Annotated in this window: 11 protein-coding genes and 1 tRNA gene; 7 read left to right on the plus strand and 5 right to left on the minus strand. The window is 42.9% G+C overall.

Features of this window, described 5'->3' with window-relative positions:
* Positions 1–552 precede the first annotated feature (552 nt).
* Both rraB and ACHUFI_RS12185 read left to right on the plus strand, forming a co-directional pair.
* Positions 553–969, plus strand: a complete 417-nt coding sequence (rraB, locus tag ACHUFI_RS12180) for a ribonuclease E inhibitor RraB (RefSeq protein ID WP_394249450.1) — start codon at positions 553–555, stop codon at positions 967–969.
* A 133-nt stretch (positions 970–1,102) separates the two neighbouring features.
* Positions 1,103–1,906 carry a glycosyl hydrolase 2 galactose-binding domain-containing protein gene (locus ACHUFI_RS12185; protein WP_394249452.1) on the plus strand — a complete coding sequence of 268 codons (804 nt, stop codon included), beginning with the start codon at positions 1,103–1,105 and terminating at the stop codon, positions 1,904–1,906.
* Positions 1,907–1,924: 18 nt separating this feature from the next.
* On the opposite strand, the gene ACHUFI_RS12190 is transcribed toward ACHUFI_RS12185, so the two are convergent.
* The 4 genes from ACHUFI_RS12190 to pepA form a co-directional block, all read right to left on the minus strand.
* Positions 1,925–2,830: a bifunctional helix-turn-helix transcriptional regulator/GNAT family N-acetyltransferase gene (locus tag ACHUFI_RS12190; protein ID WP_394249454.1), complete on the minus strand. Its 906-nt coding sequence runs from the start codon at positions 2,828–2,830 to the stop codon at positions 1,925–1,927.
* Positions 2,831–3,012: 182 nt separating this feature from the next.
* The gene (locus ACHUFI_RS12195; protein ID WP_394249456.1) at positions 3,013–5,886 is read right to left on the minus strand and encodes a valine--tRNA ligase; all 2,874 of its coding nucleotides are present in this window, start codon (positions 5,884–5,886) and stop codon (positions 3,013–3,015) included.
* A 102-nt stretch (positions 5,887–5,988) separates the two neighbouring features.
* Positions 5,989–6,438 carry a DNA polymerase III subunit chi gene (locus ACHUFI_RS12200; RefSeq protein ID WP_394249458.1) on the minus strand — a complete coding sequence of 150 codons (450 nt, stop codon included), beginning with the start codon at positions 6,436–6,438 and terminating at the stop codon, positions 5,989–5,991.
* A 53-nt stretch (positions 6,439–6,491) separates the two neighbouring features.
* Positions 6,492–8,009 (minus strand): leucyl aminopeptidase, encoded by a 1,518-nt coding sequence (gene pepA, locus ACHUFI_RS12205; protein WP_394249460.1) that lies wholly within the window; start codon positions 8,007–8,009, stop codon positions 6,492–6,494.
* Between the two features lie 191 nt (positions 8,010–8,200).
* Between pepA and lptF the strand changes: the two genes are divergently transcribed.
* Together lptF and lptG are read left to right on the plus strand one after the other, a co-directional pair.
* Positions 8,201–9,301, plus strand: coding sequence for an LPS export ABC transporter permease LptF (gene lptF, locus ACHUFI_RS12210; protein WP_394249462.1), 1,101 nt, complete (start codon positions 8,201–8,203; stop codon positions 9,299–9,301).
* 3 nt (positions 9,302–9,304) lie between these two features.
* Entirely contained in the window at positions 9,305–10,375 is a 1,071-nt protein-coding gene (lptG, locus tag ACHUFI_RS12215) for an LPS export ABC transporter permease LptG (protein ID WP_394249464.1), read from the plus strand.
* 54 nt (positions 10,376–10,429) lie between these two features.
* On the opposite strand, the gene ACHUFI_RS12220 is transcribed toward lptG, so the two are convergent.
* Positions 10,430–10,906: an RDD family protein gene (locus ACHUFI_RS12220; protein WP_394249466.1), complete on the minus strand. Its 477-nt coding sequence runs from the start codon at positions 10,904–10,906 to the stop codon at positions 10,430–10,432.
* Between the two features lie 190 nt (positions 10,907–11,096).
* On the opposite strand from ACHUFI_RS12220, the gene ACHUFI_RS12225 reads away from it, so the two are divergent.
* The 3 genes from ACHUFI_RS12225 (at position 11,097) to ACHUFI_RS12235 (ending at position 13,520) form a co-directional block, all read left to right on the plus strand.
* Positions 11,097–11,181, plus strand: a tRNA-Leu gene (locus tag ACHUFI_RS12225).
* Between the two features lie 588 nt (positions 11,182–11,769).
* Positions 11,770–12,174 (plus strand): VOC family protein, encoded by a 405-nt coding sequence (locus ACHUFI_RS12230; RefSeq protein ID WP_394249468.1) that lies wholly within the window; start codon positions 11,770–11,772, stop codon positions 12,172–12,174.
* A 92-nt stretch (positions 12,175–12,266) separates the two neighbouring features.
* Positions 12,267–13,520, plus strand: coding sequence for an HD-GYP domain-containing protein (locus ACHUFI_RS12235; RefSeq protein WP_394249470.1), 1,254 nt, complete (start codon positions 12,267–12,269; stop codon positions 13,518–13,520).
* Positions 13,521–13,953: the final 433 nt, after the last annotated feature.

Below are 13,953 nucleotides of genomic sequence, written 5' to 3' on the forward strand. Positions count from 1 at the left end.
CATCTATTTATGACAAGCTTCTCGATAAGATGCAAGTTATCAAATGTGGTGTTTATTTTGCGATGTGCCTTGTTTTGTGGTTTATAAAACCAATAATTAAAAATATAAAGGCTAATATGTTGCTTGCAGGCGTTGGTGTCATTGATTCATATTTGCGTGATTATGCGACTTAGGTCGAATTAAGAAGTCCCATCATCAAGCAATATAGTGAATTAATATTCATTGAAGTGGGTAAAATGGAGGTAAGGTGAACTTTTATTCAAACTTGGCAGCATTATTCTATGCAATATAAACAGATAAAAAGGCAATAATCGTGTCGCTAATCTTTTTTGTAGCATAAAAAGGATATTCTAAATTGGTCACTGGTTAATTATTTGTTAGAAAGTTGTTTCTGTGATTGTTGTTTTGTTTTTTTACAGAGTCATGCTAATCAAAGTCCTCAATAAAGATCGTGATCTCCCTTTAATCTAGGTGGCATTTCAAGGCGATCCATGCCATATTTCGTGGCAATTAAATTTGATCCTTTCATAGTCAACACTCTGGAGCAGAAACATGTCTCACGAAGATGAATATCTATCAGTAGCGGAATTAATTGAATTTCAAAAGGAAGAGACTCGCGACATCATTGAAGCATTGATCGAAGATGGTAGCGATCCTGATGCTTTATACGATATTGAGCATCACCTATTTGCTGAAGATTTCGAAGTGCTTGAGAAAGCGGTTGTTGAAGCATTCAAAATGGGTTTCGAAGTGCTAGAAGCTGAAGAAACTGAAGATGAAGATGGCAACAAACTTCTTTGTTGTGATGCGACTATGCAGTCAGCGCTAAATGCTGAAGCAATTGATGAGCAAGTAGAGAAGCTTGTAAATTTAGCAGAGAAGTTCGACATCATCTACGATGGTTGGGGCACTTACTACGAAGGTGAAGATGCTATCTATCCAGATGAAGATGAAGGTGATGACGAGTAGTGAGCTCGCTCTCAAATGATTTCTAAATACCAGCTTTTATAGCTGGTATTTTTTTACCCGTAGAAAAATCGATGTCTTTATGTGTATGCATTCATTATAATGCTGCCAAATTTGATCTAGCGCAATTTTTGGTATGAAGTTATCTCTAGCTGGCCTATGGCAGGTCTCTCCATTGACAGATTTATCTATCCCTCAGGATGACATTACATTTCCAGCTCCATTGAGCCTAGTGTTACCTGATACTCTTTCTGAACAGGAGATCTCGGAGCAAGAGTGGCACTTGATGCATGATATCGAAGTTGATGACGCGATGTTGGCGTTTCCTGCTGTAGAGCTTGTCATGGGCGGCGTCGATTTTTTCGCAGAGGTGAGGTTAAATGGTGTTGCCGTATTTGATTGCGATGGCACTCAGGCTATTTATCGAAAAGACATTCGCCCTTACATGCAGCTAGGGCGCAACCGTTTTGAAGTGCTTTTTCTTGAAGAAGAGGAAGGGCTACTGCTAGAAGAAGATCAACCTGATTTAGGCGCTTTGCAAGGTGCACTTCCAGAACCTATGGATGAACGTATTGGCATTTGGTTGGTGCCTTATCTCCAATTTGTACGTAACGTAAAGCTTGAACAAGTGATGACCGAGCAAATTTGGCACCATGGTGGGGGGTGTGAGTTCAAGGTGGACTTGATCTACCAAACTTATTCTCCAGGTTTAGTATCGGCATCGGTTAAGTTTAATGGGATGAAGTATGTTCTACCCATTGATGTACGAAGTGAGCACACCAGCGCTTTGTTTCAAATAGAAGCGCCTAAGTGTGCGAATTTAGATAGCCCAGATGAGCGTGATCTTTATTCGTTAGAGGTCGAATTAGATGGGCAATACGAACATACGATGATCGCATTGCATCCATCAGCTTGCGTGACGAACTTCCTAAGAGAATAGTGGCGCGAGTACAATACTTTAAAGTGTTTTTGCCATGACGACTTCACAGGCATCATGGCCTGTCTCACCCCAAGCCTGAGCCAAATGCTCAAATCCCAGCTTTTCATAAAGCTTGATGGCAGCCCCTAAGCACTCAGTAGTTTCGAGATACATTGACTGATAGCCCATTGCTTTGGCTTCTTTGAGAGACATATTGACCAGCTTTGTTGCGAGCCCTTTTCCACGAGTTTCCGGTAAGAAATACATCTTTTGTAACTCACACACTTCGGGTTTTCCTTTTAGGGGAGCAAAACCTCCTCCGCCTACAACTTTGCCATTTAACTCTATCACCCAGTATTTGGACTTTTCATTGTTATAGACGCGATACATATCTTCTAGCGTTGGGTCTGCTACCCCATAGCCTTTGTCTTCTGTAAGCCCGTTTTCATAAGAGACTTGGCGGATTACATTCGCAACTGCTTGGTTGTCTTCAGGGGTTAATACACGGACTTGAAGTGATTGTGAAGCTTGTTTCTGTTTTAGCGCTTTAAGGTATAACGCGACGCCATTCGATAGTTGGTCGACCTCTTCATTTGAGAGTCGCTCAATCACGGAGTCGTAAAATTGGTCTTGCTGTCGATTCAATTGCTCTAACGTATTCTTACCCTCAGGAGTGAGAGACGCAATTAAGCTCCGTTTGTCGTCGGGATGTGGGAGCGTTTCAATCAAGGCACTTTTTTGGAGATTATTGATGGCTCTACTTGCATTGGATTTATCGATATTGAGAGTGTGAGCGAGTTGATTGACGGTTAGCGGAGCCTGAGCTAGTTCAATTAAAGTATGAGCTTGAACAGGAGGTAGAGCAATCTCTCCACACTCTTTATCTAACATACCTAGCTGTCTAACCAATTGGCGTGATTGTTCTCTTAGTTGCTTCGAATCCATAATTACTCTCAATATAGTTGCGATGTACAACTATAATTTAATTGCGTATCGCAACTATGTCAAAAGGAATTATCTTTCTGATTTACAAATATTGGATTAGTGGTTGATACAGATAATAAAAAAGCCGATGTTTTCACATCGGCTTTTCAGTGTATCGATACCTAATTTAGGTTATACAATTATTATAGTGCGGCGATTGTTGCTTTTTGCTCTTCTAGCTTCACAAGAGTCTCTTGGTAACCTTCAAGTTTTTCACGCTCTTTCGCGATAACCGCTTCAGGCGCTTTAGCAACGAAACCTTCGTTACCTAGCTTACCTTCGATACGCTTGATTTCGCCGTGTGTCTTTTTCACTTCTTTATCAAGACGAGCAAGTTCAGCATCTTTGTCGATAAGGCCGGCCATCGGAATCATCAGCTCAGATTTACCAACCAGTTTCGTTGCACAAGCTGGTGTTTCTTCACCTTGTGCTAGCACTGTTAGGCTATCTAGTTTAGCAAGAGAGTTTAGAACTACCTTGTTTGCTTCGATACGAGCCGCATCTTTTTCATCCGCAACTTTAATCATTACTTCTAAGCCTTTGCTTGGGGCAATGTCGTATTCCGCACGTAGGTTACGGATAGCAGTGATGAATGTCTTAACCCACTCGATGTCTTCTACGATCTCAGCGTCGAAGTTCTCTTCGTTAAACTGAGGAAGCGCTTGAGTCATGATAGTGTCGCCTTCAACACCGTCTACTAGCGGCTTAACGCTTTGCCAGATAGATTCAGTGATGTAAGGAAGCACTGGGTGAGCAAGACGTAGTGTCTTCTCTAGAACAGTGATCAGCATGTAGCGAGTAGCTTGTTGCTGAGCTTCTGTACCTTTCCATAGAACTGGCTTAGTTAGCTCTAGGTACCAGTCACAGAATTGGTTCCAGATGAATTCGTAAAGCGTGTTTGCTGCCATGTCTAGACGGTAGTTGTCTAGGTGAGCATTAAACTCTTTCGCTGCTAGTTCAAACTGAGATTCAATCCACTTATCTGCTAGAGAGAATTCCATATTTGCACGGTCTTCTGCAGATAGTGACATGCCACAATCGTGCTCTTCTGTGTTCATTAGTACGTAACGGCTTGCGTTCCATAGCTTGTTACAGAAGTTACGGTAACCTTCAAGACGCTTCATGTCCCAGTTGATGTCACGGCCAGTAGAAGCCATAGCAGCAAGGGTGAAACGTAGCGCGTCAGTACCGTATGGTTCGATACCGTTTTCGAAAGTCTTACGAGTGTTCTTCTCGATCTTCTTCGCTAGCTGAGGTTGCATCATGTTGCCACAACGCTTCTCTACTAGAGACTCAAGGTCGATACCATCGATCATGTCGATAGGGTCAAGTACGTTACCTTTAGACTTAGACATCTTGTCGCCGTTTTCGTCACGGATTAGGCCAGTAACGTAAACTGTCTTGAATGGTACTTGCGACTTACCGTTTTCATCTTTGTTGAAGTGCATGGTCATCATGATCATACGCGCAACCCAGAAGAAGATGATGTCGAAGCCAGTTACTAGAACGTCTGAAGGGTGGAATGTTTTCAGATCTTCAGTTTGCTCAGGCCAGCCTTGAGTGCCGAATGTCCACAGTGCAGAAGAGAACCATGTATCGAGTACGTCATCGTCTTGGCGAAGAACAACTACAGGTGCAAGGTTGTTGTTTGCACGTACTTCTTCTTCAGTACGGCCTACATATACGTTGCCGTCGTTGTCGTACCATGCCGGGATACGGTGACCCCACCAAAGCTGGCGAGAGATACACCAGTCTTGAATGTCACGCATCCAAGAGAAGTACATGTTTTCGTACTGTTTAGGAACGAACTGAATGTCACCATCTTCAACCGCTTTAACAGCAGGCTCAGCAAGAGGCGCAGCACGTACGTACCATTGGTCAGTTAGCATTGGTTCGATAACCACGCCACCACGGTCGCCGTAAGGGACTGTTAGATCGTGATCTTTGATTTCATCAAGAAGACCAAGTTCTTCAAATTCAGCAACGATCGCTTTACGAGCAGCAAAACGCTCCATGCCGTGGTACTTAGCAGGTAGTTCTGTTGAGTAAACATCGCTAGCTTCACCGTTAGTAGTGAATACTTCAGCTGCATCACGGATATCAGCATTGAAAGTTAGGATGTTGATCATTGGTAGGTTGTTGCGCTTACCAACTTCGTAATCGTTAAAGTCGTGAGCAGGAGTGATCTTCACACAACCTGTGCCTTTTTCCATATCGGCGTGCTCATCGCCTACGATAGGGATCAGACGGTTAACGATAGGAAGTAGGATCTCTTTACCGATAAGATCTTTGTAGCGAGGATCTTCTGGGTTTACTGCAACACCAGTATCGCCAAGCATGGTTTCTGGACGAGTCGTTGCAACAACAATGTAGTCTTTACCTTCTGCTGTCTTCACGCCGTTTGCTAGCGGGTAGCGGAAGTGCCACATGTGGCCTTTTTTGTCTTTGTTTTCAACTTCAAGATCAGAAATTGCAGTGTGCAGTTTAGGATCCCAGTTTACTAGACGCTTACCACGGTAGATTAGGTCATCTTCGTACAAGCGAACAAACACTTCTTGAACCGCGTTTGATAGGCCATCATCCATAGTGAAACGCTCACGGTCCCAGTCTACCGATGCACCAAGGCGACGAAGCTGCTTAGTGATTGTGCCACCAGATTCGTTTTTCCATTCCCAGATTTTGTCGATGAAAGCGTCACGGCCGTAGTCGTGTTTAGTTTTGCCTTCTTCTGCAGCAATCTTACGCTCAACAACCATTTGAGTTGCGATACCAGCGTGGTCAGTACCCACTTGCCAAAGCGTATTTTTACCTTTCATACGCTCTGCACGGATAAGAGTATCCATGATTGTGTCTTGGAACGCGTGACCCATGTGTAGGCTACCAGTGACGTTCGGTGGCGGAATCATGATGCTGTACGCTTCTTTTGATGTGTCACCGTGTGGCTTGAAGTAGCCTTTCTCTTCCCAAGTCTGATACAGATCTTGTTCGATTGATGTTGGGTTGTATGTTTTTTCCATAGTGCTCTTAAACGGATACTGTGAATAGTTAATCGTGGTCAAACTTCATAAGTGAAGCTTCTTGAGTATGCACTCAAAGAGAGCTTTAACTATGAGGTTTGACTATGGATGTTGAATCTCGATAGTTTGAAGCTGATATCCAGCCTGACGGTAAATTTTATACCTTTCTCGAGCGAGTTGCTTAGCTTTTTCTTCGCAAGGGACGAAGTCTACCACTTGAGCAAAGGCGTTCGCAAAGGTTGTATTATTATCCGCCACATTTATTACTAATTGGCGGTTCCAGTTTGGCTTGACGTCTTGATAGCCTATTTCAATATTAGTCGCGTATTTCGGACCTTCTCCCACTAAATTGTGCGCGATAAACTGGTCGGCGTCAGCCTGCCAAAAATATTCAGCTAGCATTTCAGCGTGTTGTTTATCGTTGCAATTTAGGTAGACCTTAGCCCCTTGCTTGGCAAAGTGACTGGCCAGAAATAGCACGTAGCGATTAAACCCATCGACTGTTGCTTGAGGGCTATCATCATTAACAATGTAGAAGGTGGCTGTTTGCATGCAAGAATCTCAAACCGTAATACTAAAAAAGGGCCCGTAGGCCCTTTTTTGAATTATGAGGATTTTTCCTCAGTCTCTTGGCCGCTGCGGTTCAGTAAGAATTGGACAAGCATAGAGACAGGACGACCTGTCGAACCTTTTGCTTTACCAGATTTCCATGCTGTACCTGCGCTATCAATGTGCGCCCAGTTGTATTTCTTTGTGAACTTCGATAGGAAACAACCAGCTGTGATAGTGCCGCCAGGGCGACCGCCAATGTTTGCCATGTCGGCGAACGGGCTTGCGATTTGCTCGTGGTATTCATCTGCCATAGGTAGACGCCAGGCACGGTCGCTCGCTTGATCAGAAGCGTTCACTAGCTCATGAGATAGAGGGTTGTGGTTAGATAGAACGCCACTGATGTGGTGACCTAAAGCGATAACACACGCGCCTGTTAGTGTCGCAACATCGATAACACAATCAGGTTCGAAGCGCTCAACGTAAGTTAGAGCATCACAAAGAACCAGACGACCTTCAGCATCAGTATTTAATACTTCAACAGTCTGGCCCGACATTGTTGTTAGGATGTCACCTGGACGGTAAGCATTGCTACCTGGCATGTTTTCACAGCCCGCTAGAATACCCACAACGTTGATTGGTAGGTTCAACTTAGCCAATGCTTTCATCGTACCGAATACAGATGCTGCACCACACATGTCGTACTTCATCTCATCCATGCCTTCGCCTGGCTTAAGTGAAATACCGCCTGAATCGAACGTTAGGCCTTTACCGACTAATACAATTGGTTTTGTATCAGCGTCTGGTGCACCTTTGTACTCCATGATAGACATCATAGATTCGTTCTTAGAGCCACGACCTACCGCTAGGTATGAAGTCATGCCCAGCTTTTCCATCTCTTCTTCGCCAATGATTTTAGTCGTGACGGTTTCGTAATCGTCAGCCAGACGACGAGCTTGAGAAGCAAGGTATGCAGGGTTTGCAATGTTTGGCGGCATGTTGCCAAGATCTTTCGACGCTTTAACACCAGATGCAACAGCAAGGCCGTGTGCAATCGCTTTTTCACCTAAGTTTAATTCGCGACGAGTTGGTACGTTGAAGACCAATTTACGAAGTGGGCGACGAGTTTCTGGTTTATTGCTTTTGAACTGATCGAACGTGTAAAGACCGTCTTTCGTTGCTTCAACTGCTTGACGAACTTTCCAGTAAGTATCACGGCCTTTAACGTGTAGTTCTGTAAGGAAACATACCGCTTCCATAGAACCTGTTTCGTTTAGAGTACTGATGGTTTTTTGAATGATTTCTTTGTATTGACGCTCGCCAAGCTCACGCTCTTTACCGCAACCAACCAATAATACACGCTCTGATAAAACACCAGGTACTTGATGCAGTAGTAGCATCTGGCCAGGTTTTCCTTCTAGGTCACCACGGCGAAGTAGTGAACTAATGTAGCCATCGCTGATTTTATCTAGCTGCTCGGCTACTGGAGAAAGGCGACGTGGTTCGAACACCCCAACAACGATACATGCGCTACGTTGTTTCTCTGGACTGCCACTTTTTACACTGAACTCCATGCGTACTCCTACATCCTGAAGACAAATAGAACTAAATGTTAGATAATGCACGCTTGCTTGTTGGATCCTACAATGGAACTAACCTTTAAATAAGCGTGTTAACATTTAGCCAAAAATTTAAAAATAAAAGGTTCAACGGGAAATTATAGTGATTCAATTAAAAAAACAAGTTTTGTATAGGTAATTTCAGCGTGATTATTGTTAGATATTTGATCCGCGAGACACTCATGAGCCAATTTGCGATCTTTTTCGTGTTGTTTCTTGTGTTTCTTAGTCAAAAGTTCATCAGCGTTTTGGCTGAAGCTTCCGATGGTGAAATCCCGGCGAGTTTAATTTTATCAATTGTTGGTTTAAACATGCCAGCAATGGGGTTACTGATGCTACCGCTCAGTATCTATATTGGTATTTTGCTGACTTTCGGTCGCCTATACGCTGAAAGTGAAATCGTAGTGATGAATGCGACAGGGATTGGCAACAAGTTTCTTATTCAAGCCGCTTTGTACCTCGCGATTATCACCGCCACCGTTGCGGGTGTTAACTCATTATGGCTATCGCCTTGGGCACAAGATAAAGAAGCTCAGCTCATTGAACAATTAGCGGCGGAAAACAGTGTTGATTTACTAAAGGCTGGGAGCTTTGAGCCGACACCAGACCGCTCATCTGTGGTCTTTATTGATTCGATTAAAGACAGCAAGTTGAATAATGTGTTCATTGCTCAAATTCGCCCACGAGATTCTATTTTACCAAGTGTAATGTTTTCTAAATCGGGCGATGTCAGTGAATTAAGTGACGGTCGCCAAGTGATCACTATGTATGAGGGGACTCGCTACGAAGGTGTCCCAACTCGTGTTGATTATATGGTGACTCATTTCGAAGAATATGAAGGCTTGATTGGTCAGCGTGATGTAAAGAGAAAAGACAGAGATTGGGAGGCGATACCAACTCTTGACCTTATTAACCACCCTGATTCGAGCGCGAAAGCTGAACTTCAGTGGCGAATCTCATTGGTGCTATGTATTCCATTACTAACGATGCTGGTGGTGCCGTTATCGGCGGTGAACCCGAGACAAGGTCGCTTTGCTAAAATGGGCCCAGCTATTCTCATTTATTTGACTTACTTTTTGGCAATTAGTGCGACAAAGTCAGCAATAGAAGACGGCAGTATTCCTGCGGTTGTGGGGATGTGGCCAATTAATGCTCTGCTGCTTGTTGTCGCAATTGCTGCAAACTTCATGGACAGTGTTCCCGTTAGACGATTTAAAGAAAAATTCAGAAAGAAGAGGTTCGCATAAGCCGTGTTTAAAATTCTCGATCTTTATATAGGCAGAACCATCATAGCGACAACATCGCTTGTGTTAGTGACGTTTGTCGGTCTTTCTGGGATCATCAAGTACGTAGAACAGCTGAGAAAAGTGGGGCGCGGTACTTACGACTTACTTCAAGCACTTTACTTTGTGATATTGAGTATCCCTCGTGATATTGAAATGTTCTTTCCAATGGCTGCATTGCTAGGTGCTTTGATCGGCTTAGGGATGTTGGCTGCCAGTTCAGAACTCGTCGTGATGCAAGCGGCCGGATTTTCTAAATTAGATATCGGGTTGTCCGTTCTTAAAACAGCAGTACCACTTATGATCATTGTGACATTGCTGGGTCAGTGGGGCGCGCCTCAAGCTCAGAAAATGGCTCGTGATCTAAGAGCGATGTCGATATCTGGCGGTAGTATCATTTCAACAAGAAGCGGTGTTTGGGCTCGTGATGCCAACGACTTTATCTTTATAGGTAAGGTAGATGGCGAACAGTTGCATGGCATGAACATATGGCGATTCGATAAAGAGAAGCAACTCCAGAATGTTATCTTCGCGGAAGAAGTGAATTACATCAGTGATAACACCTGGATGATGTCTGATGTTGAGTTCACTACACTAGAAAACGAAGTTGAAATTTCTAAACAATCCCTGCCTGAATATCGCTGGGAGACTTCTCTTGCCCCAGATAAGTTAGCTGTAGTAACGGTGAAGCCTGAAGAGCTATCTTTGAGTGGGTTGTATGACTATGTGTCCTATTTGGAAGAGTCTGAACAAGACTCGTCCCGTTATGAACTCGCTTTCTGGCGTAAGATAACTCAACCGATTTCCATTGCGGTTATGATGTTGATGGCGTTGTCGTTTATCTTTGGACCACTAAGAAGCGTGACGATGGGAGCGAGAATTCTTTCGGGTGTAATCGCTGGCTTTACTTTCTATATATCCAGTGAGTTTTTTGGCCCTTTGAGTTTGGTGTATCAAGTCCCTCCAGCCTTTGGCGCCATTGCGCCCAGTGTGGTGTTCTTAGCAATAGCTGTGTTGTTGTTAAGGCGAAAACTATAAAGAGAAAAAGGAAGGCGCTTGCCTTCCTTTTTTGTATCTTATCCTTACTGAACGCTAATTCGCTTTGGGTAAAACGACGACTTCCGTTTTTGCCCACATATCATGGAAGCCACGCTTTTTCGGGTCAAATGGAACCGTTAGGTTTGCCAAGCCAAACCCTGATGTCCCTAAACGAATCAAAGCTTGAGTTACAGTAATAGCGGTGCCGTTAGTATTTTGTAAACGCAGTTTCCAAGCTCTCATACCAAGAGTCTGTCCTGCTCGAGTCCAGAAAAATATAAAGAAGTAAACCCATACAGCAACAAGATAAAAGGTGTAAACGTAACTCCAAATTGGATGCTTAGAGAGCATGTCACTCACGTCAATATATGGACCGTAAGTCATAAGCCCGGCAGCGACTAGTGCTTCTAATATGGCAATGATGACCCCCGCAGCCATCATTTCAATAGCGAGTACGATTAATGCGTCATAAAAAAGCGCACCAAATCGGCGCATCATACCGGCTGGTGGAAGTGTGTGTGATGATGTCATAACTTGAGCTTACTCTTAAAATTTGGCGTCAGAATATAGCCTTGAAGGCTATCTGAAAAGAGACATAACGCACAGCTTACTACTTAATGGCGAAATTATCGGCAAACAATTGGCTTTTCAAGCTTTTATACTTGCACCGATGTTCGGCATACGTATAATGCCAAACATCAAAAGGGTTCAGCCCTAAGATGCCGGTATGGTGAAATTGGTATACACGACGGATTCAAAATCCGTTGCCTTCGGGCGTGGCGGTTCAAGTCCGCCTACCGGTACCATATTTTAAGACAGAGCCTCAACGAAAGTTGGGGCTTTGTTGTATCTGGAGTGTGGAAAGTGTTGCCTTCGGGGTGGTGGTAGGAATGCCTGTCCAATCAGTCCGCCTAATCGGTACCATATATAGAAAGGTCGCTTTTATAGCGACCTTTCGTCGTTTTGGGCGTTCGTGAATTTGAAACTCAGCTTGTCGCCTTAGATGCAAGCCCAACCTAACCACTTAGCGATACCCAATTCAAACAACAAAGCCTCGAATTATGCCGAGGCTTTGTTGTATAGAAAAGATGAAAGTTTGCTTGCACCAAGTTTATTTGTTTAGCGGCATTAATGAGTAAATCGATAGTGAAATTAAGTATCAAAATCGTCCCCTTTTCAATACGTAATAGTCGTGCAAGTTTTCCCTTTCTCTTAGAGCAATTCGGTTTGCGTCATTTCAAAAAGAGACGGAGTAGTATTTCTGTGAGTTGTCATGATGCATCTTACTGAAAGGCGAATGTGCATTTGGTCATTAAAATTCAATAAAGTCACAGCCTTACCTTTCAATTTCACTTCTCTTTACTATGGTTAAATAAATAGAAGAGGAGGAATCTATGTTCAAACTTACCCCATACTTATTTTTTGGCGGACGTTGCGAAGAAGCTCTAGATTACTACCAGAAATGCTTTGGTGGTGTTGTGGTTAGCAAGCAATACTTTAGGGATGCACCACAAACGGTTGAGGGTGTGGATCCTGATTGGATTATGCATGCAGAGTTTGAAGCATTTGGCATGAAGTTAATGATGTCTGATGGTATGAATGCAAAAGAGCTGTCTGGGAATAATATGGCGCTCTCTTTAGTACTAGACGATACCAATATTCAAAGTCGTCTATTTGATACCTTGGCAACCAGCGGACGTGTCATGATGCCACTTGCTGATACCTTTTGGGGGGCAAGATTCGGTAAGGTTGAAGACCAGTTCGGTATACGTTGGATGTTACATAGTGACATACTTTAATATTAGTTGGGTGCTTAAGTGCATAATGATTTCGTTGTTGAGATCTATTAACATTATAAATCAGCTTTTATTAATTATTTTGTATATAAAACGTGGCCAGTATTAAAATTACAGTGGATCGTATTCAACCTGGATTACATATTCGACTTCCGGTGAAGTGGAACGAGCACCCTTTTCTATTTAATAGCTTTAAAGTTAAAAACGAAGAACAGATCCAGATGATCCGTCATCTTGGGATCAAATACGTCTACATTAACTTGAATCAAAGCGACACCCAGCCTTTACCTGCTAATCAAGAAGTCAAAGATAATAAAGATGAAGATGGTGAGATCGATCTTGAAGCTCAGCGTATGTGGCAGGAAAAGCAAAAAAGAATAGAGAAGCTCAGCTCATATAGAAGAAGGGTTATCAACTGTGAAAAAGAATTTGAGCGCTCACTTGCTCGAATGCGTTCGGTCATGCTTAAAATTCGTAATCGACCAGCTGACGCTGTTGAAGAAGCCGCATTACTAATAGACGATATAGTGGATAAACTTTTAAGTGATGACAATGTCACCTTACATCTCATGAATGGCAAAAGTGAATTCGAAGACATCTACTTCCATGCGCTTAATGTTTCTGTGATTGCAATGATGGTTGGCAAGGCAAAAGGCTATGATGCTGCGCGGTTGAAAGAGTTGTCATTTGCAGCGCTATTTCACGACATAGGAAAAATCAAAATTCCTTCCGCAATTTTGAGAAAGCAAACGCCCCTTACTGGGCCGGAAATGAATTATCTAAAACTGCATACTAAATATGGGTTGGACCTTGCTAATGCAATACAAGACTTTCCCGACAGTGCGAAGAGGGTGATTGCTCAACATCATGAGTTAAATGATGGTTCAGGTTACCCTGAAGGATTAAAAGAGGCAGAAATTGACGAATTAGCTCAGGTCATAGCGGTAGCAAATGCCTTTGATAACTTATGTCATCATAATATACCGTCCGAACAAAAAATCCCTTACGTGGCTCTGTCTCACCTCTATAAGAACTGCAAGCATCTATATAGTAATGATAACTTAAACATCTTAATCAAATTTATGGGAGTGTTTCCTCCCGGGACAGTAGTACAGTTATCTAATGAAACGATAGGTCTAGTGATATCCGTTAACTCAAAAAACATTCTTTACCCAAACGTACTGATTTACGATCCAAACGTTCCTCGTACTCAAGCACCTATTATTGATTTAGGTGATAAAGAAATAAAGATTGTTAACGCGATACATCCAGGGAAGTTACCCGAGAAAGTGAGAGAGTATCTAAACCCGAGATCAAGAATCTCTTACTTCTTCGATAGTGATGACTAACTTATCCACAAGGTTTTGTGAATAAAGTGTCAGAAACTTGAGGCTAAAAGCGTATAAATATAAGGTCGAATGATTAGTGTTCATTCGGCCGTTTTTTTTTAGAAAAATGCGTTTTAATGCTTGCCTAAAAAATCGAACTACCTATAATGCGCATCCACTGACACGGCAGAGCCAATAAGGCTTCGGCAGTGATTAGTAAGACGAAGCGATAAACGAAATAAACTTTTAAAAAGTGTTTGACACTGAAGCTTATCTCGCTAGAATGCACGTCCACTTCAAGAGTCCTAAGCGACCTAATGAAGAAAAGCTCTTTAACAATTTAAACCTATCAATCTGTGTGGGCACTCGTTGATGACTATCAAAATTGATTCTTAGGAATCACTTTGGTTTCAATGAACTGAGTGACCAATCAAGACTTCGGTCTTGGCACAGT

This window comes from Vibrio profundi, from assembly GCF_043642225.1.
GTDB lineage: Bacteria > Pseudomonadota > Gammaproteobacteria > Enterobacterales > Vibrionaceae > Vibrio > Vibrio profundi_A.

Bases quoted from the DNA above. Each gene is read 5' to 3' on its own strand.
- rraB (WP_394249450.1), top strand. From the start codon at position 553: ATGTCTCACGAAGATGAATATCTATCAGTAGCGGAATTAATTGAATTT.
- ACHUFI_RS12185 (WP_394249452.1), top strand. From the start codon at position 1,103: ATGAAGTTATCTCTAGCTGGCCTATGGCAGGTCTCTCCATTGACAGAT.
- ACHUFI_RS12190 (WP_394249454.1), bottom strand. From the start codon at position 2,830: ATGGATTCGAAGCAACTAAGAGAACAATCACGCCAATTGGTTAGACAG.
- ACHUFI_RS12195 (WP_394249456.1), bottom strand. From the start codon at position 5,886: ATGGAAAAAACATACAACCCAACATCAATCGAACAAGATCTGTATCAG.
- ACHUFI_RS12200 (WP_394249458.1), bottom strand. From the start codon at position 6,438: ATGCAAACAGCCACCTTCTACATTGTTAATGATGATAGCCCTCAAGCA.
- pepA (WP_394249460.1), bottom strand. From the start codon at position 8,009: ATGGAGTTCAGTGTAAAAAGTGGCAGTCCAGAGAAACAACGTAGCGCA.
- ACHUFI_RS12220 (WP_394249466.1), bottom strand. From the start codon at position 10,906: ATGACATCATCACACACACTTCCACCAGCCGGTATGATGCGCCGATTT.
- ACHUFI_RS12230 (WP_394249468.1), top strand. From the start codon at position 11,770: ATGTTCAAACTTACCCCATACTTATTTTTTGGCGGACGTTGCGAAGAA.